Origin of the sequence: Acinetobacter sp. YH12200, from assembly GCF_013418175.1 — a bacterium.
GTDB classification, from domain to species: Bacteria; Pseudomonadota; Gammaproteobacteria; order Pseudomonadales; family Moraxellaceae; genus Acinetobacter; species Acinetobacter pseudolwoffii.
On the sequence record NZ_VPCO01000002.1, the window covers coordinates 243,863 to 269,255 of the forward strand.

General features: G+C 44.5%; 27 protein-coding genes and 1 pseudogene. 8 read left to right on the forward strand and 20 right to left on the reverse strand.

Annotation, left to right across the window (positions count from 1 at the left end; all coding sequences use genetic code 11):
• The first annotated feature begins 62 nt into the window (after positions 1 to 62).
• The 5 genes from FTU90_RS02700 (at position 63) to FTU90_RS02720 (ending at position 3,722) form a co-directional block, all read left to right on the forward strand.
• On the forward strand, positions 63 to 794 hold the full coding sequence (locus FTU90_RS02700) for a TetR/AcrR family transcriptional regulator (RefSeq protein WP_034608773.1): 732 nt from the start codon (positions 63 to 65) through the stop codon (positions 792 to 794).
• A 48-nt stretch (positions 795 to 842) separates the two neighbouring features.
• Positions 843 to 1,709, forward strand: a complete 867-nt coding sequence (purU, locus tag FTU90_RS02705; RefSeq protein ID WP_005095527.1) for a formyltetrahydrofolate deformylase — start codon at positions 843 to 845, stop codon at positions 1,707 to 1,709.
• A gap of 192 nt (positions 1,710 to 1,901) precedes the next feature.
• Positions 1,902 to 2,669: a TonB-dependent receptor gene (locus FTU90_RS02710; RefSeq protein WP_180071913.1), complete on the forward strand. Its 768-nt coding sequence runs from the start codon at positions 1,902 to 1,904 to the stop codon at positions 2,667 to 2,669.
• A gap of 25 nt (positions 2,670 to 2,694) precedes the next feature.
• Positions 2,695 to 3,318 (forward strand): MotA/TolQ/ExbB proton channel family protein, encoded by a 624-nt coding sequence (locus FTU90_RS02715; RefSeq protein WP_005095531.1) that lies wholly within the window; start codon positions 2,695 to 2,697, stop codon positions 3,316 to 3,318.
• Positions 3,318 to 3,722: a biopolymer transporter ExbD gene (locus FTU90_RS02720; RefSeq protein WP_005172785.1), complete on the forward strand. Its 405-nt coding sequence runs from the start codon at positions 3,318 to 3,320 to the stop codon at positions 3,720 to 3,722. Before FTU90_RS02715 ends, FTU90_RS02720 begins: the two co-directional genes overlap by 1 nt.
• Positions 3,723 to 3,787: 65 nt before the next feature.
• Here the strand turns inward: FTU90_RS02720 and msrA are convergent, their stop codons facing one another.
• The 6 genes and pseudogenes from msrA to FTU90_RS02750 form a co-directional block, all read right to left on the reverse strand.
• The gene (gene msrA / locus FTU90_RS02725) at positions 3,788 to 4,312 is read right to left on the reverse strand and encodes a peptide-methionine (S)-S-oxide reductase MsrA (RefSeq protein WP_005095533.1); all 525 of its coding nucleotides are present in this window, start codon (positions 4,310 to 4,312) and stop codon (positions 3,788 to 3,790) included.
• A gap of 102 nt (positions 4,313 to 4,414) precedes the next feature.
• The gene (locus tag FTU90_RS02730) at positions 4,415 to 4,876 is read right to left on the reverse strand and encodes an META domain-containing protein (RefSeq protein WP_180071914.1); all 462 of its coding nucleotides are present in this window, start codon (positions 4,874 to 4,876) and stop codon (positions 4,415 to 4,417) included.
• A 101-nt stretch (positions 4,877 to 4,977) separates the two neighbouring features.
• Positions 4,978 to 6,024, reverse strand: a complete 1,047-nt coding sequence (locus tag FTU90_RS02735) for a DUF4105 domain-containing protein (RefSeq protein ID WP_005095536.1) — start codon at positions 6,022 to 6,024, stop codon at positions 4,978 to 4,980.
• Positions 6,025 to 6,050: 26 nt separating this feature from the next.
• On the reverse strand, positions 6,051 to 6,563 hold the full coding sequence (locus FTU90_RS02740; protein WP_005095538.1) for a dihydrofolate reductase: 513 nt from the start codon (positions 6,561 to 6,563) through the stop codon (positions 6,051 to 6,053).
• A 97-nt stretch (positions 6,564 to 6,660) separates the two neighbouring features.
• Positions 6,661 to 7,503 carry a thymidylate synthase gene (gene thyA / locus FTU90_RS02745; RefSeq protein ID WP_180071915.1) on the reverse strand — a complete coding sequence of 281 codons (843 nt, stop codon included), beginning with the start codon at positions 7,501 to 7,503 and terminating at the stop codon, positions 6,661 to 6,663.
• A gap of 182 nt (positions 7,504 to 7,685) precedes the next feature.
• Positions 7,686 to 8,177, reverse strand: a pseudogene (locus FTU90_RS02750) (lipocalin family protein).
• A gap of 407 nt (positions 8,178 to 8,584) precedes the next feature.
• On the opposite strand from FTU90_RS02750, the gene FTU90_RS02755 reads away from it, so the two are divergent.
• A complete protein-coding gene (locus tag FTU90_RS02755; protein ID WP_005172772.1) occupies positions 8,585 to 9,100 on the forward strand; it encodes a hypothetical protein in 516 nt (171 codons plus the stop codon).
• 18 nt (positions 9,101 to 9,118) lie between these two features.
• Here FTU90_RS02755 and FTU90_RS02760 read toward each other — a convergent pair whose 3' ends face one another.
• The 3 genes from FTU90_RS02760 to lgt all read right to left on the reverse strand — a co-directional run bounded on the left by FTU90_RS02760 (position 9,119) and on the right by lgt (position 10,790).
• Complete coding sequence (locus FTU90_RS02760) at positions 9,119 to 9,505, reverse strand: hypothetical protein (protein ID WP_100355644.1); 387 nt, start codon at positions 9,503 to 9,505, stop codon at positions 9,119 to 9,121.
• Complete coding sequence (locus FTU90_RS02765) at positions 9,498 to 9,890, reverse strand: hypothetical protein (protein WP_004729514.1); 393 nt, start codon at positions 9,888 to 9,890, stop codon at positions 9,498 to 9,500. Before FTU90_RS02765 ends, FTU90_RS02760 begins: the two co-directional genes overlap by 8 nt.
• Positions 9,891 to 9,980: 90 nt before the next feature.
• A complete protein-coding gene (gene lgt / locus FTU90_RS02770) occupies positions 9,981 to 10,790 on the reverse strand; it encodes a prolipoprotein diacylglyceryl transferase (RefSeq protein WP_005095548.1) in 810 nt (269 codons plus the stop codon).
• Between the two features lie 93 nt (positions 10,791 to 10,883).
• Here lgt and FTU90_RS02775 point away from each other — a divergent pair, with 93 nt between their 5' ends.
• Positions 10,884 to 11,666 (forward strand): NRDE family protein, encoded by a 783-nt coding sequence (locus FTU90_RS02775; RefSeq protein ID WP_180071916.1) that lies wholly within the window; start codon positions 10,884 to 10,886, stop codon positions 11,664 to 11,666.
• 50 nt (positions 11,667 to 11,716) lie between these two features.
• Here FTU90_RS02775 and FTU90_RS02780 read toward each other — a convergent pair whose 3' ends face one another.
• From FTU90_RS02780 to tatA, 4 genes are all read right to left on the reverse strand, one after another.
• On the reverse strand, positions 11,717 to 13,969 hold the full coding sequence (locus tag FTU90_RS02780; RefSeq protein WP_180071917.1) for a PhoX family phosphatase: 2,253 nt from the start codon (positions 13,967 to 13,969) through the stop codon (positions 11,717 to 11,719).
• A gap of 194 nt (positions 13,970 to 14,163) precedes the next feature.
• The gene (gene tatC, locus FTU90_RS02785) at positions 14,164 to 14,940 is read right to left on the reverse strand and encodes a twin-arginine translocase subunit TatC (protein ID WP_100355647.1); all 777 of its coding nucleotides are present in this window, start codon (positions 14,938 to 14,940) and stop codon (positions 14,164 to 14,166) included.
• A complete protein-coding gene (gene tatB, locus FTU90_RS02790) occupies positions 14,937 to 15,359 on the reverse strand; it encodes a Sec-independent protein translocase protein TatB (RefSeq protein WP_180071918.1) in 423 nt (140 codons plus the stop codon). The genes tatC and tatB overlap by 4 nt, the downstream gene beginning before the upstream one ends.
• 9 nt (positions 15,360 to 15,368) lie before the next feature.
• On the reverse strand, positions 15,369 to 15,587 hold the full coding sequence (tatA, locus tag FTU90_RS02795; protein ID WP_100355649.1) for a Sec-independent protein translocase subunit TatA: 219 nt from the start codon (positions 15,585 to 15,587) through the stop codon (positions 15,369 to 15,371).
• A 185-nt stretch (positions 15,588 to 15,772) separates the two neighbouring features.
• Here tatA and FTU90_RS02800 point away from each other — a divergent pair, with 185 nt between their 5' ends.
• Positions 15,773 to 16,654: a permease gene (locus tag FTU90_RS02800; protein ID WP_180071919.1), complete on the forward strand. Its 882-nt coding sequence runs from the start codon at positions 15,773 to 15,775 to the stop codon at positions 16,652 to 16,654.
• Positions 16,655 to 16,795: 141 nt separating this feature from the next.
• Here the strand turns inward: FTU90_RS02800 and rdgB are convergent, their stop codons facing one another.
• The 7 genes from rdgB to FTU90_RS02835 form a co-directional block, all read right to left on the reverse strand.
• Positions 16,796 to 17,422 carry an RdgB/HAM1 family non-canonical purine NTP pyrophosphatase gene (rdgB, locus tag FTU90_RS02805; RefSeq protein WP_180001633.1) on the reverse strand — a complete coding sequence of 209 codons (627 nt, stop codon included), beginning with the start codon at positions 17,420 to 17,422 and terminating at the stop codon, positions 16,796 to 16,798.
• 102 nt (positions 17,423 to 17,524) lie between these two features.
• Positions 17,525 to 18,115 carry a tetratricopeptide repeat protein gene (locus FTU90_RS02810; RefSeq protein ID WP_100534625.1) on the reverse strand — a complete coding sequence of 197 codons (591 nt, stop codon included), beginning with the start codon at positions 18,113 to 18,115 and terminating at the stop codon, positions 17,525 to 17,527.
• Positions 18,112 to 18,705, reverse strand: coding sequence for a methionine biosynthesis protein MetW (metW, locus tag FTU90_RS02815; RefSeq protein WP_005095565.1), 594 nt, complete (start codon positions 18,703 to 18,705; stop codon positions 18,112 to 18,114). The genes FTU90_RS02810 and metW overlap by 4 nt, the downstream gene beginning before the upstream one ends.
• Complete coding sequence (locus FTU90_RS02820) at positions 18,705 to 19,865, reverse strand: homoserine O-acetyltransferase (RefSeq protein ID WP_180071920.1); 1,161 nt, start codon at positions 19,863 to 19,865, stop codon at positions 18,705 to 18,707. The genes metW and FTU90_RS02820 overlap by 1 nt, the downstream gene beginning before the upstream one ends.
• 113 nt (positions 19,866 to 19,978) lie before the next feature.
• Complete coding sequence (gene leuA / locus FTU90_RS02825; protein ID WP_180071921.1) at positions 19,979 to 21,676, reverse strand: 2-isopropylmalate synthase; 1,698 nt, start codon at positions 21,674 to 21,676, stop codon at positions 19,979 to 19,981.
• 428 nt (positions 21,677 to 22,104) lie between these two features.
• A complete protein-coding gene (locus FTU90_RS02830; RefSeq protein ID WP_100357541.1) occupies positions 22,105 to 22,788 on the reverse strand; it encodes a Fe2+-dependent dioxygenase in 684 nt (227 codons plus the stop codon).
• 72 nt (positions 22,789 to 22,860) lie between these two features.
• On the reverse strand, positions 22,861 to 25,191 hold the full coding sequence (locus FTU90_RS02835; RefSeq protein WP_180049872.1) for a TonB-dependent siderophore receptor: 2,331 nt from the start codon (positions 25,189 to 25,191) through the stop codon (positions 22,861 to 22,863).
• Positions 25,192 to 25,393: the final 202 nt, after the last annotated feature.

A 25,393-nucleotide genomic window follows, 5' to 3' on the forward strand; every position in this document is an offset into this window, starting at 1 on the left:
TAATTAGTCAAGTGACTTTGTGTGTTAGCCTGCTAATGCACGAACTGAATGGTTATTTTAGGATGTCCCAAACCAAAACCTTAAAAACTAAAGAGCGTATCTTGCAGCTCAGTTTGCAGCTGTTCAATGAGCGTGGCGAACGCTCTGTGACCACCAATCATATTGCGGCTGAACTCGGGATGAGCCCTGGTAACCTGTATTATCATTTCCGTAATAAGAATGAAATTATTAAAGAATTGATGGAGGAGTACCAGCAGCAAACTCTGGAAATGCTGGCGCTGCCGGATGATCGTGCTCTGGATGCCAATGACAAGATTCATTATTTTCAGGTACTGAGCAGTCAGCTGTGGGCTTATCGTTTCCTGCATCGCGATGTCTATCATCTGGTCGAAAATAACGAAGATTTCCGCAAGATGTATCCACGCTTTGCCGGCGAAGTGATGCAGCAAGGTCAGAAAATCTATAAGGCTTTTGTGAATGCTGGCTTGATGGACATGACCGATTCAGAAATTGAAGCACTGATCATTAACCTGTGGATTGTACTGACCAACTGGACCAACTTCCTATATATGTCAGGTCATCTGACCGATTCCAATACGCTGGAAGAAAAATGGGTCTGGCAGGCACTCCGTCAAATGGTGTTCCTGGAAGGGGCCTATTTACGCGGTGAAAGCCGTCAAACTTATGAAGGTTTGCTAAATAGTCTGGGTTCTTCGGAACTTTTTGCCAGCCTGTCATCTGCAAAAAACACAGAAGTCGAGTCGCCTATTCAGAATATCTCGGAAACGCGCTAGAATACTCGGCTTATTTTTTAATTTAACTGATTAGTGACTTAAACCAACATGAATATGACGACTGCTAACACCGCACGTTTATTGATTACTTGTGAAGACAAGCCGGGCATCGTGCAGGCTGTTTCGAGCTTCTTGTATCATCAAGGTGCCAATATTACTGCGCTTGACCAATATGCGACAGCAGCGCAGGGCGGCCGTTACTTCATGCGCGTTGAATTTGAACTGGATCATCTGCAAAGCCGTAAAGAAAGCATTACCCAGACTTTTGCGGTAAATGTCGCAGAGCGTTACGGCATGCAATGGCGTCTGGCTCTGGTCAGCGATGTGAAGAAAGTCGGTATTTTGGTGTCTAAGGTCGATCATGCCTTGCTTGAGCTGTTATGGCGTCATGCCCGTGGTGGGTTGCCATGTGAAATTACCAAGGTGGTATCGAATCACGAGACTTTACGCGAAGCGGTTGAAAACTTTGGGATTCCATTTGAAGTGGTGCCGGTGACCAAAGACAACAAGCCTGAAGCCTATGCAGAAATTGACCAGTTAATGCAGGGCAATGACCTGTTGGTATTGGCGCGCTATATGCAGATTCTAGATGAAGAATTTGTAAGCAAGTGGGAAATGAAAGTGATCAATATTCACCATTCATTCCTGCCCGCATTTGTCGGTGCAAATCCGTATAAACAGGCGCATGAAAAAGGTGTCAAGCTGATCGGTGCGACTGCACACTATGTCACTGCCGATCTGGATCAGGGCCCGATCATCGAGCAGGACGTAGAACGTGTCAATCATGACTTTACCGTTGAACAGTTGCGTGAACTCGGTCAGGACGTAGAACGTAATGTACTGGCACGTGCAGTGAAATGGCATCTGGAAGACCGTATTATTGTCGATGGCAATAAAACTGTGGTGTTCCAATAAAACTTGCATCCCTATTTAAAAAGGCATACTTTTAGTGTGCCTTTTTTGTTTTGATGCAAAAAAAGTCAGTGAAAGGCATGATTAGTAGTTGCAAATGAAAACACTTCTCATTTATTATTGGCGTACTTTAATTGTGCTAACCGATGAGCTTGATTGTTTGTTTCACATCATCTCCTCAAGGTAATAGATTTAATGAGTCAAGTTGCTGCTCCCATGCCACCTACACCGCCCAACAAGATGAAAAAGAAAGTCATCTCGATTCTGGCGGCCGTGTTCGTCGGACATGTGGGCCTATTGTGGGCAGTGAGCCAGATGGACGCACCGGAGCTCAAGCCTGTAGAGAAAGAGCCGCTTAAAGTGCGCTTTGTAAAATTGCAGGAAGCACCCAAACCTTTACCGCCAAAGCCGAAGGCCGAGCCACAAAAAGAGCCGCCTAAGCCCAAAGAAGTCAAAATTGTAGATAAACCGCTGCCACCACCGAAAAAAGTTGAAAAAATAGAACAGGTGAAGAAGGCAGAAGCACCTAAAGTCGTGAAAGCACCACCCGTTGAAGCTAAACCAACCCCAAGTCCGGTGGTACCGACAGTGGTCACCGAAACCAAAGTGCAACCGGCACCAGCTCCAGTCGCGCCACCTGCGCCTGTAGCACCGCCAGCACCTGCTGCGCCGCCATCACCAAAAAGTGTCTCGATTGGGGGGGGGGTGAGCTGGCAGCGCGCACCGAAAGTTTCCTTGTCTTCAGGTGAGTTAAGAGCGACTTGTTCGATGGTAGTCGATGTGGCGGCAAATGAGCAGGGTAAAGTGGTTTCTGCGACTGCACGTAATTCGGATTGTAGCTCGGCAGTGAACCGTAAAGTTGAAGCAGCGGTACGCCGCGCGCAACTAACCAAATATGTGGAAAATGGTGTGGCTTATCCAACCCGGGTTGAGCAGCCTTTCGATTTTCAAATTACCAAATAACGGCTAACCCATTAGGAGTTCGAAGATGAACTTTTCAGTTTATTGGCAACACGCTGATGCAGTCAGTAAAACGCTGTACTTCGTGTTATTGGCAATGTCGATTGCGACATGGACCATTTTTGTGCTGCGTTTAATGGGCACTCGCCAGCTTAAACAAGTTGCTTATACCCAGCTGTCTCAAGCATTGGAGCAACTGAAAACCAAATTGGCTCCTTTGGGCTTTGAACAGCGTAAGGCAGTGGCAGAACAGGCATTGTTACGTCAGATTTCAGCCGAAAAAGCCAATGCTGAAAAAGGGGTATCCGTCCTCGGTACGATTGCTTCGATTTCACCATTTGTCGGTTTGTTTGGTACCGTGTGGGGTATTTTCCATGCGCTGGTTGCAGTGGGTAAAAGCGGTCAGGCTGGTCTGGCACAAGTGGCAACCCCAGTCGGTGAAGCCTTGATCATGACGGGTCTAGGCTTGGCCGTCGCGATTCCTGCGGTACTGGCTTATAACATCTGTGTGCGTTTCAATCGTGGTTTGGCGCATGAGTTACAAGATCAGGCACATGGCTTGTTGATTGACACCATGTTGCAACAGGAATCTGCTGCAAAAAAGTCTGATGAAAAAGTAACACAACAGAGTTTAGTGGGAGGTCAAGCTTAATGGCTTTTCAACTGGGTGAAGACAACGATGTAGGTATGAATGAGATGAATCTCATTCCCCTCATCGACATTATGTTGGTATTGATGATCATCTTCTTGGTGACAGCGACCGTTGCGAACCCATCAATTCCATTAACCTTGCCACAAACCACTGCGGAGATTATTGATCTGCCGCCTGAAAATGTCACAATCAGCATCAATGCGGAAGGTGAGATTGCCTGGAATGGCAATGTCCTGACCTTAGACGAATTGCAGACCCGTTTTAATGAAGCAGGTCAGACTGAACGTCAGCCGACGATTGTGCTGAAAGCAGATAAAGAATCCCGTTATGACACGGTAGCTCAAGTCATGTCGCGTGCGAGTGGAGCCGGACTCAGCGATATTGCCTTTGCAACCGATAACTAAGATTCAGCTAACAAAAAAAAGCGACTGATTTCAGTCGCTTTTTTTATCCCCATTTTTTATGCAAATTAATGGGTTTTTAACAAAGTCATAAATTTACTGCGTAATTTATTCAGTTTTGGCGGAATGGCAAAATTGCAGTAACCTTGGTTTGGGTTTTTCGCAAAGAAATTTTGGTGATATTCCTCAGCAGGATAGAAGGTCGGCATCGGGCTGAGTTCAGTCACAATATTCAGGCCTTCATTTTTTAAAGCATCCATGGCTGCTTCTGCCTGAGTTTTTTGTTCAGCATTCAGATAATAAATCACGGAACGATATTGGGTGCCGACGTCATTGCCCTGACGGTTCAAAGTGGTTGGATCATGCGTCGCAAAAAACACCTCAAGGAGCTGGGCATAGCTGATCTGGTTTTCGTCGAAATCAACCAGAATAACTTCAGCATGGCCGGTTTCACCGCCGCACACGGCCTCATAATTTGGCTCAGGGGTATGACCGCCGGCATAGCCACTCAGGACTTGCTGAACGCCCTGAATTTGTAAAAATACCGCTTCGGTACACCAAAAGCATCCACCACCAAAAAGTGCTTGTTGCATGGCTGATTCCTCATTCGATTGAACTGGGCTGATGGTTGAATCCTGGCCCATCAGTATGAAAGATAAAAAAGCCCGCCAATACAGGCTTTTTGTAGGGAAGTCTTAACGTGGCTGAACTGCACTTTCCAGCTGAATTAACACATTACCATGACGATCCAATAGTTTTAGGGTTTTACCAAATACCTGATAATGCGTCACCTTGGCTAAAGCTTCATTAAATTTCTGATCAAGCTGATCATTATGCATACAGGCCATGCGTGTTGTTGCCATCTGGCTTAAATGCAGGCTGTCTTTGCCTGCGGTATAGCTGCCCATAACCCGGTTACAGCCATCTGAACCGGAAACACGCTGGGTACTGGCATCAAATTGCAGACTTGGAAGATGAGGTGCAGTAGCTGCGGTCTTGATTTCAGTATTGCCAATCTGTGTGGCAATCCAGGTACGATTTTGCAAAAGTTGTAAATGATTCGTGGTTTGTGTGGTGGCGGTATTCGGTACGGTTTCGCAGCCCATTACAGCCAATACTGAACCCAATAGGGCGATTGCAGTTAATTTTTTTAGCATGAAAGATACTCTGATTATTGACTAGCTATTTGTATATAAACAAAAAAATGATCCGGGTTCCAGTCGGTTTTGTATCTTTATTTACAGTAATAAAACGCCAGTTAATGCGTCTGAGGTGCAGGCAGGCCTTGACGAAGTCGCTGCGAATATTCCTGGCTGGACAGATCGGCGCTCTGTTTGACTCGTGGATTCACATGCGCCCGTTGGTACCAGGTGTGCATATCCCAGGATTGATCCAGCACTTTCAGATCATAGAGATAATTCGGTAAATAGCCGGACGCTAACAGTCGATAATCTGAAGGCAATTGTTGTTGCGATACTGCCTGAACCATATCAAAGACCAGAGTGGTGCAATTACTGGTCAGGGTGTTATACCACTTGGGTTCTCTGGCCAATTCATCGGCCTGGGCCAGATATTCTTTGAATAAGGCTTTGGCCTGAGCTTGTGGCATATTTACCGGAAAGAAATACACCTGCTCCCCGCGAATATTACTACGTGTATACACAATATCTTTTTCGTCCGATGCCACCAGACTCAATTCATATTTACGGAAAAACCCACCAATTGCAGAAAACTCTTCATGTTTTTCCTTGCGGATTTCAATCGAGAAAGTGAGAGGTTTTTGATTGGCAAAATCGAAGCTGACCAACGTGTGGGCAATTTTCGGACCCATCCAGTAGGAGGTAATGATATTCACCCCGCTAATCTGGTTCAGGTCAAAACTGCGGCTTTCCCAACGTTCGATATAACGACCATCAGCTTGCCAGTCAAAGTTCCGGATATTGTGCAGGGTGACCTGATCGCCTTGTTGTTCATAGTGCAACAACTGAGCCACTTCAGGATTCCACTCCCGATCCTGACGCGCTTGCAGACTAAAATAGCCCAGCAGACAAAACAGAAAGACCAGAAGATATAGAATGCTATCGACTTTACGCGAGATCAGGTGCCGGGTGAAGTAGATCCCGAGTACCAGCAGGGAAAACGTTAACCAAACACCAATCAGGATCAAGCTGCCAATCTTGCCGAGAGGTTGCTGAACCCAGAGCATCAGGCTGAGCCACAGACTCGACAGAATGACAAAGAGGGTAAACAGGCTACCCAGCAGCCACAGACTCCAGTGCTTGGAAATATATTCGCGTCCCTGCATAGTCACTTTTTCATGAGAAATAGGCTTTATTTTCTGTAGGTTGCAAACTCAAAAGCAATCCCGGTTTTGTCGTCAATATGTTGCTCGGTCGCGACTTTTTTGAATTCTGCCGGAATTTCAGGATAATAGGCATGACCTTGTACATCCAGGTCGACATGGGTCAGTTCCAGACGGTCGGCAATGTCCATGGTCTGTTTAAAGATTTCACCGCCACCAATAATGAAAATAGACGTCGGTTTTTCTGAGTTTTGCACATCAGTAACTGCCTGAATAAGCGCATCTTCAATGTTATGAGCAACTTTAGTGCCTTGAAAAGACCAGTCAGGATCACGGGTAATGACCCAGTTCACGCGTTTAGGGAGCACACGCCCCATCGACTCAAGGGTCTTGCGGCCCATGACAATTACACCGCCCTGAGTGATTTCTTTAAAATGCTTGAGATCGGCTGAGATATGCCAAGGCAGGTCATTGTCCTTACCAATACAGCGCTGCTGATCCATTGCAACGACATGAACGACTTCTAAATCCTGAAATGCCATACCTACACTCAAAAACAAATAAAAATTTGCTCCTATTAAAATGCAAAATCCCACTTTAAGCAAAGTGGGATTTTGATTTTCTTTGGTTTGGGAACATTTACACTGCAACGGGTGCCTTAATCCCCGGATGTGATTCATAACCAATAATTTCAATATCTTCAAATTTGAAGTCGAACAGGTTTTTGATTTCAGGATTCAATTTAAGTTGGCACAGGCCCAAGGGCTCACGGCTGAGTTGTAATTGCGCTTGCTCGAAGTGATTACTATACAGGTGTGTATCGCCACCGGTCCAGACAAAATCACCGACCTCCAGCTCACAGACTTGCGCGATCATATGTGTCAACAGGGCATAGCTGGCGATATTAAATGGAACACCGAGAAAAACATCGGCGCTACGCTGATACAGCTGACAAGACAATTTGCCATTGTGGACAAAGAACTGGAACAGGGTATGGCAAGGCGGTAATGCCACTTGGCCCGCTTCATTCGGATTCCAGCCAGATACAATCAGACGGCGCGAATTCGGATTGGTTTTAATTTCATTAATCAACCATTTGATCTGGTCAAAACCATCCTGATTATAGCTATTATCTGCATTTTTGCTGGCACCAAAATTACGCCACTGGTGACCGTAAACTGGCCCCAGTTCACCTTCAGGGCGGCCAAAACGTGCGGTCTGTTCGGCGGTTGCCCACTCATCCCAAATCGAAACTTTATGATCTTTTAAATATTGAACATTGGTATCGCCTTTTAAGAACCACAACAATTCAATCACGATAGAGCGGAAGTGAACTTTTTTGGTGGTCAGTAAAGGAAAACCCTGGGAAAGATCGAAGCGCATCTGATGACCAAATACCGAACGTGTACCTGTACCGGTACGGTCGCCTTTATCGCCGCCGTTGTCGAGGATATGTTGTAAAAGGTCAAGATATTGGCGCATAGTTCTCTCTATTTGAATCTGTTGAAAATTGCCGTTTTAACAGCAGAACGGATTATTTTATAATCAATTTTCTATCGAAAGGGACAATTTAAATTGCGCACATCATAGCATTTTTTGATGAGCTTTCATCGCCCAAATTGAGAATAAAAAAGACCTCCTGATGGAGGTCTTTTGATTGCAGTTTAAGCGGTTTTATGGCCAGTATGAACTGTATGAATCAGATCAGACAGATCATATCCCAAGGATTCTGCATAACTTAAATATTCACGTTGAGTCGCTGCGTCCAGACTGGTACCGCGATGCAATAGCCATAAATATTCTTTATTCGGTTCGCCTACAAGCGCCGTCTGATAATCCGGATCGATTTTTAATACCCAGTAATCGCCCTTGGTAAACGGGATCCAACGCAGGCCTTCGGGTAAAAAGCTGACTTCAAGCTTGGCATGTTCTGCATCAACGATGCTGGCTTCAGCAATGGCTTCATCGAGCTTGCCATCGCCATCCAGACAGCGGTTCTGCACCCGAACTTTACCATTTTCATTCAAGCTATATACCGCAGAAATATCAGTGCTGTCTTCGGGCTGGTGTTTCATTGGCAAACGTGCAATTTCATACTAGGTACCTAAATATTGTTCTAAATTAAAATTTGAAACAGTGGCTAAATCCTGAGTCATTTTTTCTTCTCCGTTAATCTCAATTCAATATTAAAACTACCGAATTAGTTTAATACGAGATTTGCGGCTAAAAATGATGTAGTCCTGTAGTGAAATGTTATCTTGGAATAGTGCTTTGCAATGCATTAAATATGCCTACCAGATTGCCGAAAAAATAGATGAAGAGAATGCTTATTCAGGCATGCTCAGACTTTATTGGTTGTTTGAGTCTTATTTGCTTTACAATTTTTTTATAAAGATGATTATTTTTGTAATTACAGTAGAATGAAAGGCTTAATTTAAATGCTGTAAAAATAGACAAATTTGTTTACATTTTTTATGTGAAAAATAACATTTATCCGGCTAGTATCCTTCGCTTGTTAACAATATGAAAGCCTAAGTTGCAGGCGAGGAGCGGTTGGTAAGGCATGATCTATGATCATCAGGTGAACATGAGCGAAGTTTATGCTCCTGTGCAAGCGAATATCATGGTGCGTTCCCAATCGGAGCAAAGACCTAAAAAGCCAACGCAAAAAGCCACTGTCCGTAATGCTTCAGGCGCAGGCAATGGTCAGCGTATTAATATCGAGAAATTTACCAGTTATCTGCAAGGCATTACCCGAAATACCAGTACACAGAAATGTGCGCGCAGTATTCGTGTCGGTCTGCAATCTTCGGGTGCGAAAATTGTCAATCATCCCGTGGCTGCAGCGGATTGGGGAAATACCCTGATGCAACTGGGTTATAAGAAAATTAATGCTTCTTTTGATCGGCCGAAAAAAGGCGATATCTATATTATTGACCGTACTCAGGGACATAAATATGGACATATCGCGGCTTATTCAGGTAGTGCCTGGGTATCGGATTTCAAACAGCGAGATCATGCGGTTTATCGCAATAAAAACGTGACTTATAGTTACTATCGTCTGGAAACTTACTTCTAAGAAAATACTGCGAAGTGATCAGTCCTCAAAACGCTTCGCACGGCTTTCATAGATTGAAACGATAAATAATCCAATCGCGGCAAAGCCAAGACATTGCAGACCCCAGGCAAATTTGCCCCATTGTTGGTGCTGTTCAGGCAAATAGCCAAACAGGGTAATTAAGGCAATGATGGGAATCACCCGGCTCAAGGCGCTAAAGCCATTTGCATAGGGATTGGATTTCGAAATTTTCAGGCGGAAATGGTGCAGTAAATGCACGACAATCCCAATCGCTAAACTCACCCCAACAAATACCGGATCTAACTGGGCCACAGTCGATGCTGCATAAATCAAAATACAGGTCACGATGATGACCATCAGCTTGTTTTGACGGCTACAACGTTCGGAATACCAGAACTCAAGCATGGGGTGAACCCGCATCTGATTTGTTCTGATTGAGCAGCGACAATGGTGAAAACAGGCAAATCGCCAGTGCCATAAAGGCAATACCTTGTGCACCCGGAATCAGGATTTCGCCCTGTTGCATGTTCATAAAAACTAAAGCAATCAATAAGGCAATTGGAATCCAGGTCAGTAATCTATACAGCAAACCGGTCGGGTTTTTGTTGGCAAAGTGGATTTTGCAGTAACGGCAGATCAGAAAAACAATGCCGGTACCGACAAACATCAAAATTGAATCTAAGGGCAGTGGTTCCATCCAGTACAAGCCTGCAGCTGTTGCTGCAATCACAATAAAGATCAACAGTTTTTTGAGAACAGATACCTGCGGATTAAACCAGAACTCAAGCATAATGATGAAGAAATCGAAAAGATAATCGGCACTTTAGCATATTTTGGCTATAAAAAAGCGAGGCCTGTGCCTCGCTCAATTAAGCTGGTTTTAACTGTTTTTCTGTGGCCCCCAGTCATAGATTTTCTTTTGGTAGGCATACCACATCATCCACAAGCCAATCAGGATCATTGGCAGGCTCAGGAATTGGCCCTTGCTCATCCAGCCAATAAACAGCTGACCATTGTCCGGCTCACGGAAGAACTCGACCACGAAGCGTGCCAGACCATAACCGATCAGGAACAGTGCAGAGACCGCCATACGTGGACGCGGCTTGGAACTGAACCACCACAATACAATAAACAGAATCAGGCCTTCACACAGCGCCTGATACAATTGTGATGGATGACGCACCAGCTGCAAAGGATCGGTCGGGAAAATCATGCCCCAGGCAAAGTTGGGATCGGTCACCTGACGGCCATACAATTCACCGCCAATAAAATTACCAATCCGGCCAAACATCAGCCCCGTTGGTACGCAGGGTGCGATAAAATCCAGGGTCTGGAACCAGGTCATCTTGTATTTCCGGCACCACCACAGCATGGCCAGAATGACACCGAGGAAACCACCGTGGAAGCTCATACCACCGGTCCAGATCTGGAATAACCATAAAGGATCTGCGAGGAACTGAGAAAAACCATAGAACAAGACATAACCGACACGGCCACCGATGATGACACCAAGCGCACCGAAGAAAATCAGGTCAGAGACCATATCTGGCGTCCAGCCGCGTTGTTTGGCTCGAAACGTTGCCAATCCCCAGGCAAATAAAAATGCCAGTAAGTACATCAGTCCATACCAGTGGACTTGCAGGGGCCCGAGCGAAATCGCGACGGGATCAATATTGGGATAGGTGAGCATTCCTGTTCCTTGTGATTCTGTTTTGCACAGATTTTAGCTGAAAGCAAAGAAAAATGTTGTACATTCAATGTGTAAAGATCGAGAGCGTAAATTATGTGTATCGTGGCACTGGCTTGGCGGGTTGTAGATGAGACCCCATTATGTCTGATTTCAAATCGGGATGAATTCTATCAGCGGCCTACACAGGCATTACATGAATGTGAAAATAGTCCGATTATTGCCGGGCAGGATTTGCAGTCGGGCGGCACCTGGATGGGTATCACGGCCTCAGGTCGCTGGGCAGTGATTACCAATTTTCGCAACGGGCAAGATCGGACAGATTATCCGACTTCACGTGGTCATATCATCCAGGATTTTTTAAATTCGGACTTAACGCCGATTCGTTTCGCACAAGATCTGGAACAACGGCAGTGTGACTATGCCGGTTTTAACCTGTTCGTTGGAGACCAACAGCAGGCGGTGTATATGAGCAATCGCGGCGAAGCACCGCAAGTGCTGGCACAAGGTGTCTATGTAGTCTCCAACGGCCTGATGAGCGAAGACTGGTACAAGACCCGGCATTTGCGTAAACGCTTTACCCAGGAATTTTTACCCATGCTGCAACAACCAGCCATGCCAGAAACTGATCTGTGTCATGCGGTTTGGGATATTCTGGAAGATGAACGCAAGGTGATTCCTGAACTGCTGCCGGAAACAGGGATCTCGGTTGAAATGGAACATCTGCTGTCCTCGACTTTTATTCAAAGCCCGACTTACGGCACCCGTTGCTCGAATTTTCTAAGAATGCAGCGAGGACAATGGCACTGGATCGAGAAGTCACAACAAGGTGTGACTGCAGGGCAATTGGTCGAGAAAATCATGATGCTACAACAATAATCCCAGATAAAAAATGCCGACATCTGCCGGCATTTTTGAGTCACTGATTTTTATGCTGTCGCTTGTTCCAAGGCTTCACCGGCAATCGCACCACCGTCTTTACGGGTAATGACCACAGTAGCAGAGCGAGGCACTTTGCCTAAACGGCTATAACGCTCGCTTTGATTGGCTGGCCATGCACCGCCTGGATGCTGCACATTGACGAAAATTGCTTTGTAGTCCGGCGTAATCGTCACACCGGTAATTTCACAGCCCGATGGACCTGTGAGGAAGCGGCGAACCCGATCATTATTCAGCTTGGCGCCGACAAAGGTTTCCTGTCCTTCAGCTTTGGTACTGGCTGCCAATGCTTTTCTGCCATCACCGACTGTACCTGGCAGGGCTGCCAGCATCATGCAGTTGGTTTCATCGGTGTACTGGCCATCATCCGTCTGGATCCACAAAATTCCACGTGGATCGAACCACATCCCGTCCGGGCTAGAGAAGTCATTTAAATCATCCAGACCTGACAGGTTGATGTTAGAGGCAGCTCGTGCTTCTGCACCGAACAGGAAGATATCCCAGGCAAATGTCGTTGCTTTGACATTATTCTCATTTTCACTAAAACGGATAATGTGACCATTCATATTGCCTGAATTACTGGCATTTGAATCTTTGAAGTCGATATAGCTACGTGGGTTTGCTGCATCGGTCGGGTAGGCGCGTCCGCGGTTACCGTTATTGGTGAGAGTGACATAGACTTCACCATTTTCCGGATTGACGGCAACCCATTCCGGACGGTCCATTTTGGTCGCGCCGACATGGTCGGCAGCAAGACGGAGATTAATGACGATATCATCTTGGCCTGCAAATGGATAAATTTCGTTGGCAGCAGTTAAACCATTTTTACCATAGCTAAGTTCTAACCATTCACCAGTACCATCATCATTGAATTTAGCGACATATAATGTGCCTTTATCCATGTATTTATCACCAGCGGTATAACCCCCATTGACATCTTTCGGATCCCAGACTGCATCAGAAACAAATTTATAGATATATTCGCCTGTTGCATCATCCCCCATATAGAAGGCTAATGGCTGACCCGGAATCGGATTACTACAGCGGCAGTCTTCATGGGCAAAGCGGCCCAATGCAGTACGTTTAACCGGACGTGTGTTCGCGCTAAATGGATCAATCTCGACAATGAATCCGCAGGTATTCATGACATTACGATAATCAGCTAAAGCACTGGCGCCTTTTACTGAAATATCCCAACGATCATACAGTCCTTTATCACCGGTTAATTCAGCAACCGGAGTATTCCAGCGGTATTGAGATGAACGGGCCTCACTACCGCCACGACCATAACGTGACAAGGCAATTTCTTCTTTTGCAATCGCGCGGGTGTCATTGGCTTGACGGGCAAAATAACCACTCCAGTTTTCTTCCGCGGTTAAGTAAGTGCCCCAAGGTGTATACCCATTACCACAGTTGGCAAAGGTGCCGCGCGTCAACGTTCCATCGGGTGAGAAAATCGTTTTGACCAAGTCAGAACCGCGAGCCGGTCCATGAATTTCCATCTCGGTTGCTGCCGTGATACGACGGTTAAACTTAGAATTTAAGTTAATTTTAACCTCTTGTGTATTGGCATCTTTGCTAATCTCAATTACCGAAACCCCATGCGCATTCACTTCACGAAGGACCTGATCTTCTGGACGTACACCGTCGATCGTAATCGGGCCTTCTGGCGTATGGAGTTGAGCTTGTTGCAGGTATTCGTGATTTAAAACCAGTAAACCTTGGGTGGACTCTTTGGCCGCATAGTTTTTGTTGCTTGGATGCATACCGAAAAAGCTCATGCCGTCATGGTTATCGCCTGCACGGAACTGATAAGAAGCACCTGAAGCTAATGTTACATCTGTCTTTTCTGAATATGCAGGGTTAATTGGATCACCGACCGCATATAGCACTTTCAGTTCATAGCCTTCAGGCACGCTAAAGAAGTTTTGCGTATTTTTGCGAACCGGCTCAAAGGTCAATTTATTCGGGCGCGCTTTCAGGTCACTCCATGTATGTTGATCTGGGTTCGTGGTGTCTGGTGGTGTGGTGGGGTTAGTGTCAGGCGTGCCAGAATCATTATCATCATCTGAACAACCACTTACTGTTGCTGCAAAGGCTAAGGCCATTGCCCCACTGGTGGTTTTTGCAATAAAACTACGGCGACTGGTGTATTGATCCAGAATTGTTTGAAAGTGGCTATTGTTTGAATTATTACTGTCTTCAACCAGATCCTGGCAAGGTATCATGTCTTCGTTTTTCATTTTAAAGTCTCAAGTAAAAATAAGTGCTTGGTGGTGTAGAAGTTTTCAATACCTTAAGCTTGGGATATGACACTAATCTTAAGGAAATGTTGCATTAAAGTTAAATAAATCAGTATTTTGATAATATTTTGAAAATAAAAAGACAGCCGGAGCTGCCTGAGTTAAAGCATGATTTTTGTTTTGGCTGATTGTTCTTATTGCGCTTTTAAACGCCGTTTTTCGATCAGTTTTCCGGCCAGCAAACCCAGTTCAAACAGCAACCACATCGGTACAGCCAACATGATCATCGACAGTGCATCTGGTGGTGTCACGAACATCGCGACAAAGAAACAGCCGACAATAATAAAGCGCCGTTTCTCCACCAGGGTTTGTGTTGAAACTGCCCCAATCAGGATTAAAACCAAGGTAATAATCGGGATTTCAAAGGTAAAACCAAAGACCAGAAACAGCTTTAAACAGAAGCTAAGATAACTGTTAATGTCGGTCATCGGTGCCACAGTTTCCGGCGAGACACTGATAAAAAAATGCAGGATCGAAGGTAAGGCCACAAAGTAGGCAAAGCTGATCCCGGTATAAAACAGCACAATACTGCCGATCAAAAGCGGCAGTGCCAGACTCTTTTCTTTGGCATATAACGCCGGTTTAACAAATGTCCAGAGCTGATACAGAATAAACGGCATTGTGATCATCAGCGCCACAAAGAAATTCAGCTTGAACGGAGCCATGAATGTTGCCGTCACATCCGTGGCAATCATGGTCGAGCTGGCAGGCAATTGTGCCCGTAAAGGTTCAGATAACCATTGATAGGTCTGATTGGCAAAGGGCAGCAAACAGAAAAACAGGCCAATCAGGACAGCAACCACTTTAAACAGATGTTTTCTTAACACCACCAAATGCTGGGTAATCGGCATCTCTTCAAGGTTCAGCGCTGCAGCATCATTTGAGGCAGGTGTGGTCGGTAAAGACGTCATACGGCCACCTTCATTTCTGTATAGCGTTGTTGGGAAATCACTGCTTGAGTTTGTGCAGGCTGAGGTAAATACACCGCTGATACGGGCTGTACCATAGGCTGATAGCGAAGCACGGGCTGGGCAGCCTGAGGCTTTATTTTTAATTCATCAGTTGCAATCGGCTGCTGCAAATCTGCCATTTGTGCCTGCATCTTGGCTTCCAGTTGCTGGATCCGCTGCATTTCGGCCTGCATCTGTTCTCGCAGTTCGGACAAGCGTAATTCACGATCCAGATCGTTCTGAACATTGCTGACCATGCGCTTGATCTTGCCATACCATGTTCCGACAAAACGGACTGCCTCAGGCAACTTGTCTGGCCCAAGCACCAGAAGTGCAATAATCCCGAAAATCAGCAGCTCGGTCATTCCGATATTGAGCATAGCGGACTCTTAACTCTTGATCGAGGTTTCAGGGGTTTTGACTTGTGCATCAATCGTTCGCGGTTCTTGCAGCTTGGCCATTTCTGCTTCTTCATCTTTGACTGATTTTTTAAAGTCTTTAATTGCACCGCCGACATCTTTACCCAGGTTTTTCAGCTTCGATGTACCAAACAATAAAATCACCACAATTGCAAAAATCAGCACATGCCAAATTGATAATCCTGCCATTATTTTATCCTCTATATTTCATGCCCCTATCTCAGCAGGCTTGTATGACAATGCAGTGACGCTTTAATGACAGTTTGCCGACACGGCAGCAGGGTAATGAGTAATTCATATGAAAAATCTATCATTAGATGAAAAGGATGCTGTGCTAGCATATAACCTGATATGGAAATCTCAGCAGCACTGTCATGGCCTTGATTCTTCCCCTGCTGTCTTTTTTGATTGGTTATTGGGGCGTGCAATATTTAAAACCGGTTCGACCTGTCTTGGCGGCTTTACTGGCACGTGTTCTGATTCCTGTGCTGATTATTTACAATATGGTGTTTTATAAAGCGGGCAGTCTGTGGCTGATGGGCTTTAGTATTTTTAGTTCAATTGTGCTGTTTAGCCTGTTTTATTATTTTGCCAAAGATAAATTGCGTGCGCTGTGTTTTAGCTATTTGAATGGCGTATGGCTCGGTCTGCCATTTGCCTTAGCAGTGTTTGGCACTGACGCAATGTCGACCATGATTGCACTTTATATTGGTGGCTCATTATTTGGGAATGTCAGTGCTGTCATTGCCGTGAGCCAAACTCGCCAAGATTGGACATTTATTCTGAAAAATATCCTGCAATCGCCACCGGTGATCGCACTCAGTATTGCAGGGGTTTTATCATTTTGGGACTTTAGTCATTATGAGTTTCATCCCACCCTTCAATGGGCATATGCAGCCAATAAATTTTTAGTCACTTTTGCAGGAATGTGCATTTTGGGCATGTGGCTTCGTCATGTCCGTATTCAGCTGAGGGATTTAAAGCGCAGTCTGGTGCTGATCAGCGGGCGCTTTATTTTTGCATTAGGCTTGGCTGGTATTGCCTATATATTCTTGCCGATTCCACATCAGCTCCTGACTTATAGTGTAATGATGATGTATTTCTTATTGCCACCGGCAGCGAACATCGTGGCTTTAGAAACCCATTATCAGGGCACAGGGCATTCTGCCAAATATATTGCTTCGGGGACGATTGCGAGTGCAATTTTGATTGGGGTCTATGGGCTGGTGTTGCATGCGGTGATGCCTACGCTATAAAGTTTCCTTTTTTGGAGAGAAGGCTAGAAAGAGTTATAAAGTCCCCCCCCTTTGAAAAATGGGGATTTAGGGGGATTCTTGATAAGAGGTAAATTTGAATCCCTCCCGACCTCCCTTTGGAAAAGGGAGGGGTAAAACAAATTATTTCGCCAAACTGGCTTTAAACAGCTGCATGGCCTGACCACGATGACTGATTTTATTCTTTTCTTCTTTGCTCATTTCTGCACTGGAAATACCGAGTTCCGGCAACCAGAACAGCGGGTCATAACCGAAGCCATTTTCACCGCGTGCTGCTTCTAAAATTTCACCCGTCCAGATGCCCTGGAAAATTTGTGGCAGTGGATCTTCAGCATGTTGAACCAGTGCCAGTACACAGACAAACATGCCTTCAATCGCTTCGCTATCTTTACGCAATGGTTTCAAATCTGCCAGCAGTTTCTTATTGTTGGCGGCATCATTGCCATGTTCACCGGCATAACGTGCTGAGTAGATCCCAGGAGCTCCGCCAAGAACTGGCACACAAATGCCTGAGTCATCGGCAATCGCAGGTTTACCTGAGATTTTAGAGGCATGACGTGCCTTGATAATGGCATTTTCAACAAAGCTTAAGCCATCTTCGATGGCATCTTCGATATTCAATTTACCTTGCGCCACGACTTCAACAGGTAATTGTAATTCAGCAAACATTTTCTCAAACTCGGCAATTTTACCTTTGTTATTACTTGCCAATACCAGTGTGCCTTGGGATAACCAATCTGTAGAAGCCATGTGTCACTCATTCTCTAAATATCAATCGTGCTATTTTAACTGCCATTGCGGGTTTGTAGGCAATAAAAAAGCACCCGAAGGTGCTATTTATACCATTCAGCTTTATTGTGCCTGAATCCATCTGTCGGCACGGTCACGCGCCTGACGGATCTGTTCCTGGGTCAAGTTTGCCGCCAATGCTGTTTTCTTGCCTTCAGAAAGGGTAATCACTTTATTGTCGAGCATGCCATCACGGGTAGACAGTTCATACCACTGATAAGCACCCATGTAGTTTTTCTTTTTCTCTTCCATCATGGCCAGGTTAAAGCTGGCACGGTTATCACCACGGCTGGCTGCTTTTTCAAAATACTGACGTGCCAGCGCTTCATCTTTTCGGGTGCCCATGCCATCTGCCAGCATACGGCCGACATTTAACTGCGCCACGGCTAAACCTTGATCGGCAGCAGCTTTGTACCAGGCAAAGGCCTGTCGTTCATCTTTTTGAATGTCTTTGCCATACTGGTATTTGGTGGCCAGATAAAACTGTGCACCGGCCTGACCTGCTTTAGCTGCTTTGATCAGACTGTTGATATCCATTACTGAATACTGAGCCGCTTGACTGGCAACAGAAGGACTTGGAGCAACATAGTCGGCATGGGCTTGCATGCCAAAAAGTCCAGCCAGTAGCGTCGTACCTAATAATAATTTTTTCATAGCGCGCTCACTCGATAAATTGCGACTTCACCAAATAGATTAGGGAGATGTTTGCTCAGCAAACTATCTTCTTGATTCCCGTTCACAGCGAGTCGATTAATAATTTTGATGTTATTTTCCGCACAGAGTGCTTCAAAGTCACGGAATGTACATAAGTGGATATTCGGGGTGTTATACCACATATAAGGCAAGGCTTCAGAAACCGGCATTTTTCCTTTAATTGCCAAGAAAGAACGGGTCTTCCAGTGGGCAAAGTTCGGAAAGGTAATAATGGCCTGTTTCCCTACACGCACCATATCACGCAATAATACGTCAGGTGCATCTACAGCCTGCAAAGCTTGTGCCATGACCACATTGTCAAAAGACTGATCGGCAAAGCGGCTTAAACCGAGGTTTAAGTCTTGTTGGATGATATTTAACCCGCGACTGACCGCAATTGCAATCTTTTCCTGATCAATTTCTAATCCGTATGCGCGAATATCGTGTTTTTTACTCATTTGTGCCAGCAGTTCACCATCGCCACAACCCAGGTCAAGTACGCTAGAACCGGGCTTAATCCACTTTTCAGCGAGTTGTTGATCGATACGCATTATACGGCCTCCTTCGGTGTGGCTTTCAGGTGTTCTTCACCACCCAGGAATGCACGCAAAGATTTTACATACAGGGGAATCGGGAACAGGAAGGAATCATGACCCTGTTCGGCATCAATATCTAAATAGCTCACCGGTTTATGGTTGCTAATTAATGCATCCACAATTTCCTGCGAGCGGGCAGGGGTAAAACGCCAGTCAGTCGTGAAGGACACCACCAAAAATTTGCACTGGGTATGGGCCATGGCTTTTTTCAGTGACTGCTCATATTCACGTGACGGATCAAAATAATCCAGTGCTTTGGTCATGATCAGATAGGTATTGGCATCAAAGTTACGGCTGAACTGTTCACCCTGATAACGCAAATAACTTTCGACCTGGAATTCGACATCAAAACCATACATAAATTTGCCAGATTTCAGATCACGGCCAAATTTCTGCTTCATGGCTTCTTCGGACAGGTAGGTAATATGACCGACCATACGCGCCAGGATCAGGCCACGTTTGGGATAGCTGTCATTTTCCAGATAACGGCCATTATGGAAATCCGGGTCTGACAAAATCGACTGTCGTGCCACTTCGTTAAAGGCAATATTCTGGGCCGAAAGTTTGGGAGCGCTGGCAATGATCACGCATTTTCTTAAACGGTCGGGATAATCCACTGACCATTGCAAGGCCTGCATGCCACCCAGAGAACCGCCAATGATGGCATCCCAAGTCTGAATGCCTAAACGATCGGACAATAAAGCCTGAGTTTTAACCCAGTCGCGGACCGTGACCAGCGGAAAATCCGGACCATAAGGACGGTTTTCATTTTCAGGATTGGGTGAAGTCGGGCCGGTAGAGCCGTTACAACCCCCAATATTATTTAAAGACACCACAAAGAATTTTGAGGTATCGATGGCTTTGCCGGGACCAATACAGGCGTCCCACCAGCCGGCTTTTTTGTCATCTTCATGATGATAACCTGCGGCATGGTGATGGCCAGAAAGGGCATGACAAATCAGGATGGCATTCGACTTATCGGCATTTAAACTGCCGTAAGTTTCAAGCATCAGTTCAAAACGTGGGAGGATGCGACCGCATTCAAGCTCTAACGGCTCTTCAAATTGGAACTTTTGTGGGACAACAATGCCCACTGAGTCAGCTGGAAAAGACACGGGGAGGATTCGCCTTAAAATCTTGAGTATGAATAATAAAAGGATACCACTAGCGGATATCCTTCTAAAGTCATTTTAGTGCTATGAATTATCGCTAATTCTAATACAGCCGGTTAGACCGCAGCAGCGATTACCTGATCAGTGCTTAATACACCTTGATCAATCAGACGGTTGGTCGATGCAAGAATTGCTTCGATCGAAGAGGTCACGATGTTGTCATGCACACCCGCACCAAAGGCAGACTTGCCAGTGCCTTTGACTTGCAGTTCAATCAAGGCCAAGGCTTTGGCATGCGCACCTGAACTGATGCTGCGCTCTTCATAGTTCACCACATCAATCGGTAACTGAAGTGCATCCAAGATTGCAGAAATTGGACCATTGCCTTCACCGCGAACACGGCGGGACAGACCCTCAACTTCAAGATCCAGCTCAATCACCTGATTGCCATTGTCATCCGATAACTTGTAGTTCTTGGTCGAGTAATGTACATGTTTAACATCGACATAAGTCTCTTTAAACAACTTCCAGATCTCGGTTGCAGAAATTTCAGTGCCTTGTTCATCGGTACGTTTTTGTACAATTTGCGAGAACTCGATTTGTAAACGACGTGGTAAAGTCACGTTGTAATTCGATTCTAACAAGTAGGCGATACCGCCTTTACCTGACTGTGAGTTAACGCGAATCACCGCATCATAGTCACGGCCCAAGTCTTTTGGATCGATTGGTAAATATGGCATATCCCACATTTCTTGGTCTTTCTGGAATTCGAAACCTTTTTTGATCGCATCCTGATGTGAGCCGGAGAATGCAGTAAAGACCAAATCACCTGCGTATGGATGACGTGGATGTACTGGCAAACCGGTACATTCTTCTACAGTCGCGATAATTTCATTGATATTGGAGAAATCCAGGTTTGGCGCAACACCTTGGGTATACATGTTCAATGCGATTGCTGCCACATCGACATTACCGGTACGTTCACCGTTCCCAAACACACAACCTTCAACACGATCGGCACCAGCCATAATCGCCAATTCAGATGCCGCGATGCCGCAACCACGGTCATTATGACAGTGCACTGAAATGATTACACCATCACGACGCTGAATATTGCGGTGCATCCATTCGATTTGATCGGCATAGATATGTGGACCTGAAACTTCTACCGTTGCTGGCAAGTTCAAGATCACTTTATTGGTCGGTGATGCTTCCCAGATTTCAGTCACAGCATCACAGACATCTTTTGCAACTTCTAATTCAGTCGCAGTGAAACATTCCGGGCTGTACTGGAAGACAAATTCAGTTTCAGGCTGTTTTGCGGCATATTCTTTGACTTTTTGTGCTGCATTGACGGCTAATTGTTTTGCGCCCGCTACATCTACATTTAAGACTTTCTCGCGGAAAGTCGGTGAATTGGAGTTGTAGATATGCACAATGGCACGTTTTGCACCCTGTAAAGATTCAAAGGTACGAGCAATTAAATGATCACGAGCTTGAACCAAAACTTCGATATAAACATCTTCAGGAATATGATCTTCTTCAATCAATTTACGAGTGAAATCAAAGTCAATTTGCGATGCTGAAGGGAAACCAATTTCAATATGCTTGAAACCGATTTTCACCAACATCTGGAACATCTTGAATTTTTGCTCCATGTTCATTGGCTCGAAGATCGCCTGGTTACCATCACGCAGGTCAGTACTCATCCAGATTGGCGCTTTGTTGATTTCATTGTTCGGCCATTGACGGTCTGGTAAGTCCACACGTTGATACATGCGACGGTATTTTTTACTTGGATCAGCCAACATCATGAGAGAGCTCCTTGTGTAACCTGATAGAGTCTGCGCTTGGTTGAAGCACTGGCAAAGGTTACCGAATAGATTGTGTCTATAATCGTCTACATACAGATTGGAACCAGCATTAAAACTAAAAATCTTCTGGAATATTTGGGATTTAGTTTTAATCAAAAAACCTGCATGATCAACTTATAACTTTAAGTTTAATCCAGTTAAACCGAAAAGTTTTTGCTTTTTTAATAGATTTTAGTCGTATCTTAATAAAGATTTTCTTATAAGCTTTAAGTTTTGAAAAATATTCCCATATATTTTAAGTATAGTGTTTTATATTTTCTTGATTTTGAAATAAGCCGTTATTTTTTACACCCAATCATGCCATATCAGCCTATATTTTTAGAAAAGATAGCCCTAGATGGCTAAAGGCATTTAATCCGGGCAAAATTTTAAAGCTCGGCCCATTTGCGCATGAGGTTGTGATACAAATTGGTCAGTTTCATAACTTCTGCATGCTGATCGCCCAATTGCATTCTCAAGTTTTGAATGCTTTGATCCAGATTAAACAGCATATGCCGTTCAGCATCATCACGAATCATGCTTTGTACCCAGAAAAATGAGGCAATTCGGCAACCTGAGGTGATTGGGGTGACTTCATGCAAACTGGTGGATGGATACAGAATCATATCCCCGGCAGGCAGTTTTACTTCGTGATAGCCATAGGTGTCTTCAACCACCAGTTCACCACCGGCATATTCTTCAGGTTCACTCAAAAAAACCGTACAGGATAAGTCGGTTCTGAGACGTTCATTCGTGCCACGAATACGGCGAATGGAGTTGTCGACATGAAAGCCAAAAGCTTCGTTATTTTCATAACGGTTGAACAGTGGGGGAATGATATCGAGTGGAATCGCAGCCGATAGAAATAGCGGATGTTGACCCAATGATTCAAGAATAATATGACTTAAATGATGGGTCAGGGGATGATCTTCAGGCAATTGCTGATTCTGTTTCACCGTTGCAGAGAGCGTACCAGCCGTAACCTTGCCATTCACCCACTCGATTTTATTCATCTCCTCACGGAAATATTGCACTTGTTCTTTGCTCAGTACGTTTGGAATATGATGCAGCACGAAGACTTTTCCTGAATATTTTATATTGAAAATAGCATAGCCCCCATAAGGAGGCTATGCGCTTACATTGAATTAATATTTAAAGTTGATTGCCAATACTGCGCTACGGCCTTCTGCTTCAGTGGCATAGTGAGATGCATAAGCTTTGGTAAAGTAACGTTCATCAGACAGGTTGTTGACGTTCAATTGTAAATCAACATTTTTATTTACGTTATAACGTGCCATCGCGTCGTAACGTACATAGCCCGGAACATATTTTGTATTCGCAGCATCGCCATAGACTTTATCCATTGCCACAGCACCCGCACCTAAAGTTAAAGCTGGAGTTATTGCATAAGTTGTCCACAGGGTTGCAGAGTTTTTAGGCACATTCTGCATTTGTTTACCTTTGGCAGGGTTATCCGGTGTACACACGCCTTGACGGTTACAAGATGGGCCTGGATTCACAGTTTCGCTGTCTAGATAAGTATAGCCAGCTGAAACTGCCCATTTATCGGTAATGTTACCGTTTAAGCCCAATTCGATACCATCAACTTGGGTTTCACCGCCATTAGTATATGTACTAGCATCCAGTTGAATCCGCGTATTTTGTTTTTCTGTTCGGAAAATGGCAGCAGTTAAATTCAGTTTTTCATTTAATAAGTCCCATTTTGTTCCGATTTCAAAAGTACGAGCTTCTTCAGGGTCAAGGTCTTTATTGTTGGCATTGACTGTTCCTTCAGAGCCATCACCTGCATCAATCCCTACTGGGTTTGCAGAAGTCGAATAACTCGCATAGATCGAACCATTTTCTACAGGTTTAAATGTTAAGCCTGCTTGATATGAGAAAAAGTCCGTATTGTTTTCAATTTTTACACCGGTTGCATTGGTTTTAAGTTCCGTATCGAATTTATCCCAACGTGCACCTAGATCGACTATCCATTGAGGATTGATTTCGATGCTGTCTAATAAATAGATAGATGTTGTTTCTGCAGTTGTTGTGGTGACGGCTTTATTTACAGTAATACTGCCTAACCATGGATCTCGTGAATTAGGGTTGAGAGCAGAAGTACACCAGTATTCAGATGCAGCACCTTGTCCATAACCGTAATTTGTAGAACATGCACCAGATGCAGGGTTACCTCCAATTGGGTTGGTCATTACAGGTTTACCATCTTTATCAAAGACTGGGTTGCCAGCAGCATCAACTGTTTGAACAGGTTCAACATTGCCAGAATTGTTAACTGTATAATTGCCTTTATCTGATTCTAGATAACTATATTCAGCACCGATGTTAAAGCTATGTTGTAAAGCACCTGTATTAAACTTGCCGCGTAAGCTTAGCTGATCGCTATAGCCTTCTGTGTCGGTAATACGCGTATTGGCACGGCGCCAAACTTCATCATTGGCAATATTTTTTTGACTATCGTCAGGTTGAGTCCATACATAATCATTTTTTGATCGGGTATAACTTGCAATGTTAGAAAGTGTTAAATTTTCATTTAAATCATGTTCTAACTTAAATGTACCAATTTGATTTTCTTGTTTTTGGAAGTCACGATTAAGCCATCCGTAGTAAATGCCTTGTTTTACATCAATGGGTTTACCAATAGTATCAGCAGTTCCAAGTGTCCCGTAAGGTACACCAGCATCAGGCGTATCATCAGACTTTAAGTAGTAATAGCCCAAAGTCGCGCGAGTAGGGGTGTCCAGACCAAAGCTAATACTTGGCGCAATACCGGCACGTTTATATTCCGCACCATCTTTCTGGCCAGCTTTTTCATTATGATGGCCCATTACCGCAACACGTGCTGCGATACCATTTCCGAAATCTTTATTGCCATCTAAAGTAATACGTTGATAGTTATCTGTGCCGCCAGCGACCGAGCCTTCTAAAAAGTCACCTTTCTTCGCAACTTTAGAAATCATGTTGATGCTACCACCGGTCGCTCCTGCGCCGCCCATGGCAGACGCAGAACCTTTAGTCACTTCGACCTGTTCGACAGCAAACATTTCACGGTTTTGTGAAGTGGCATTACGAACGCCGTCTACATACATGGAGCTTTCAGAGTTATAACCACGAATAAACGGACGATCGCCGTTTGGATTGCCCCCTTCACCTGCACCTAGGGTAATACCCGGCACAGTACGTAAAGCATCACTTAAAGTCGTCACTTGCGTATCTGCAATCAGCTGTTTTGAAATAACGGATACTGATTTTGGTGTGTCGAGTAAAGGAGCAACAAATTTGCTGTTTGCAGATTGATCTACTTTTAAGCTGGGTGCTTGTTCAGCTTTGACTTCTTGATGAATGGTGTCAAGTCGAACTACATTTTCTTCAGCAATTGCATGTGTTCCGACAATTGATAAAGACGAAACAATTGCAGAGGAAACGATTTTTTTACGTGTTTTAATAAAGGTCATGTTAAACCTAAGAAATGAATTTGAAAATGTATGCGAATAATAATGATTCTTGTTTTTACTTTGATCTTTTTATCATGGGAATTCATGATCTTTAAGAAAATGTTAAATGAGTTCTTAAATGTAATGATGTAACAATAGTTATTTAAGTATTTGTTTTTAATTAATATTGAAAAATAAATTGGATTGTTAAATTTTTATTGAT

Excerpts from the sequence above, each read along its gene's own strand:
- FTU90_RS02700 (WP_034608773.1), top strand. The coding sequence starts at position 63 with ATGTCCCAAACCAAAACCTTAAAAACTAAAGAGCGTATCTTGCAGCTC.
- purU (WP_005095527.1), top strand. The coding sequence starts at position 843 with ATGAATATGACGACTGCTAACACCGCACGTTTATTGATTACTTGTGAA.
- FTU90_RS02710 (WP_180071913.1), top strand. The coding sequence starts at position 1,902 with ATGAGTCAAGTTGCTGCTCCCATGCCACCTACACCGCCCAACAAGATG.
- FTU90_RS02715 (WP_005095531.1), top strand. The coding sequence starts at position 2,695 with ATGAACTTTTCAGTTTATTGGCAACACGCTGATGCAGTCAGTAAAACG.
- FTU90_RS02720 (WP_005172785.1), top strand. The coding sequence starts at position 3,318 with ATGGCTTTTCAACTGGGTGAAGACAACGATGTAGGTATGAATGAGATG.
- msrA (WP_005095533.1), bottom strand. The coding sequence starts at position 4,312 with ATGCAACAAGCACTTTTTGGTGGTGGATGCTTTTGGTGTACCGAAGCG.
- FTU90_RS02730 (WP_180071914.1), bottom strand. The coding sequence starts at position 4,876 with ATGCTAAAAAAATTAACTGCAATCGCCCTATTGGGTTCAGTATTGGCT.
- FTU90_RS02735 (WP_005095536.1), bottom strand. The coding sequence starts at position 6,024 with ATGCAGGGACGCGAATATATTTCCAAGCACTGGAGTCTGTGGCTGCTG.
- FTU90_RS02740 (WP_005095538.1), bottom strand. The coding sequence starts at position 6,563 with ATGGCATTTCAGGATTTAGAAGTCGTTCATGTCGTTGCAATGGATCAG.
- thyA (WP_180071915.1), bottom strand. The coding sequence starts at position 7,503 with ATGCGCCAATATCTTGACCTTTTACAACATATCCTCGACAACGGCGGC.
- FTU90_RS02755 (WP_005172772.1), top strand. The coding sequence starts at position 8,585 with ATGATCTATGATCATCAGGTGAACATGAGCGAAGTTTATGCTCCTGTG.
- FTU90_RS02760 (WP_100355644.1), bottom strand. The coding sequence starts at position 9,505 with ATGCTTGAGTTCTGGTATTCCGAACGTTGTAGCCGTCAAAACAAGCTG.
- FTU90_RS02765 (WP_004729514.1), bottom strand. The coding sequence starts at position 9,890 with ATGCTTGAGTTCTGGTTTAATCCGCAGGTATCTGTTCTCAAAAAACTG.
- lgt (WP_005095548.1), bottom strand. The coding sequence starts at position 10,790 with ATGCTCACCTATCCCAATATTGATCCCGTCGCGATTTCGCTCGGGCCC.
- FTU90_RS02775 (WP_180071916.1), top strand. The coding sequence starts at position 10,884 with ATGTGTATCGTGGCACTGGCTTGGCGGGTTGTAGATGAGACCCCATTA.
- FTU90_RS02780 (WP_180071917.1), bottom strand. The coding sequence starts at position 13,969 with ATGAAAAACGAAGACATGATACCTTGCCAGGATCTGGTTGAAGACAGT.
- tatC (WP_100355647.1), bottom strand. The coding sequence starts at position 14,940 with ATGACGTCTTTACCGACCACACCTGCCTCAAATGATGCTGCAGCGCTG.
- tatB (WP_180071918.1), bottom strand. The coding sequence starts at position 15,359 with ATGCTCAATATCGGAATGACCGAGCTGCTGATTTTCGGGATTATTGCA.
- tatA (WP_100355649.1), bottom strand. The coding sequence starts at position 15,587 with ATGGCAGGATTATCAATTTGGCATGTGCTGATTTTTGCAATTGTGGTG.
- FTU90_RS02800 (WP_180071919.1), top strand. The coding sequence starts at position 15,773 with ATGGCCTTGATTCTTCCCCTGCTGTCTTTTTTGATTGGTTATTGGGGC.
- rdgB (WP_180001633.1), bottom strand. The coding sequence starts at position 17,422 with ATGGCTTCTACAGATTGGTTATCCCAAGGCACACTGGTATTGGCAAGT.
- FTU90_RS02810 (WP_100534625.1), bottom strand. The coding sequence starts at position 18,115 with ATGAAAAAATTATTATTAGGTACGACGCTACTGGCTGGACTTTTTGGC.
- metW (WP_005095565.1), bottom strand. The coding sequence starts at position 18,705 with ATGCGTATCGATCAACAACTCGCTGAAAAGTGGATTAAGCCCGGTTCT.
- leuA (WP_180071921.1), bottom strand. The coding sequence starts at position 21,676 with ATGATGTTGGCTGATCCAAGTAAAAAATACCGTCGCATGTATCAACGT.
- FTU90_RS02835 (WP_180049872.1), bottom strand. The coding sequence starts at position 25,191 with ATGACCTTTATTAAAACACGTAAAAAAATCGTTTCCTCTGCAATTGTT.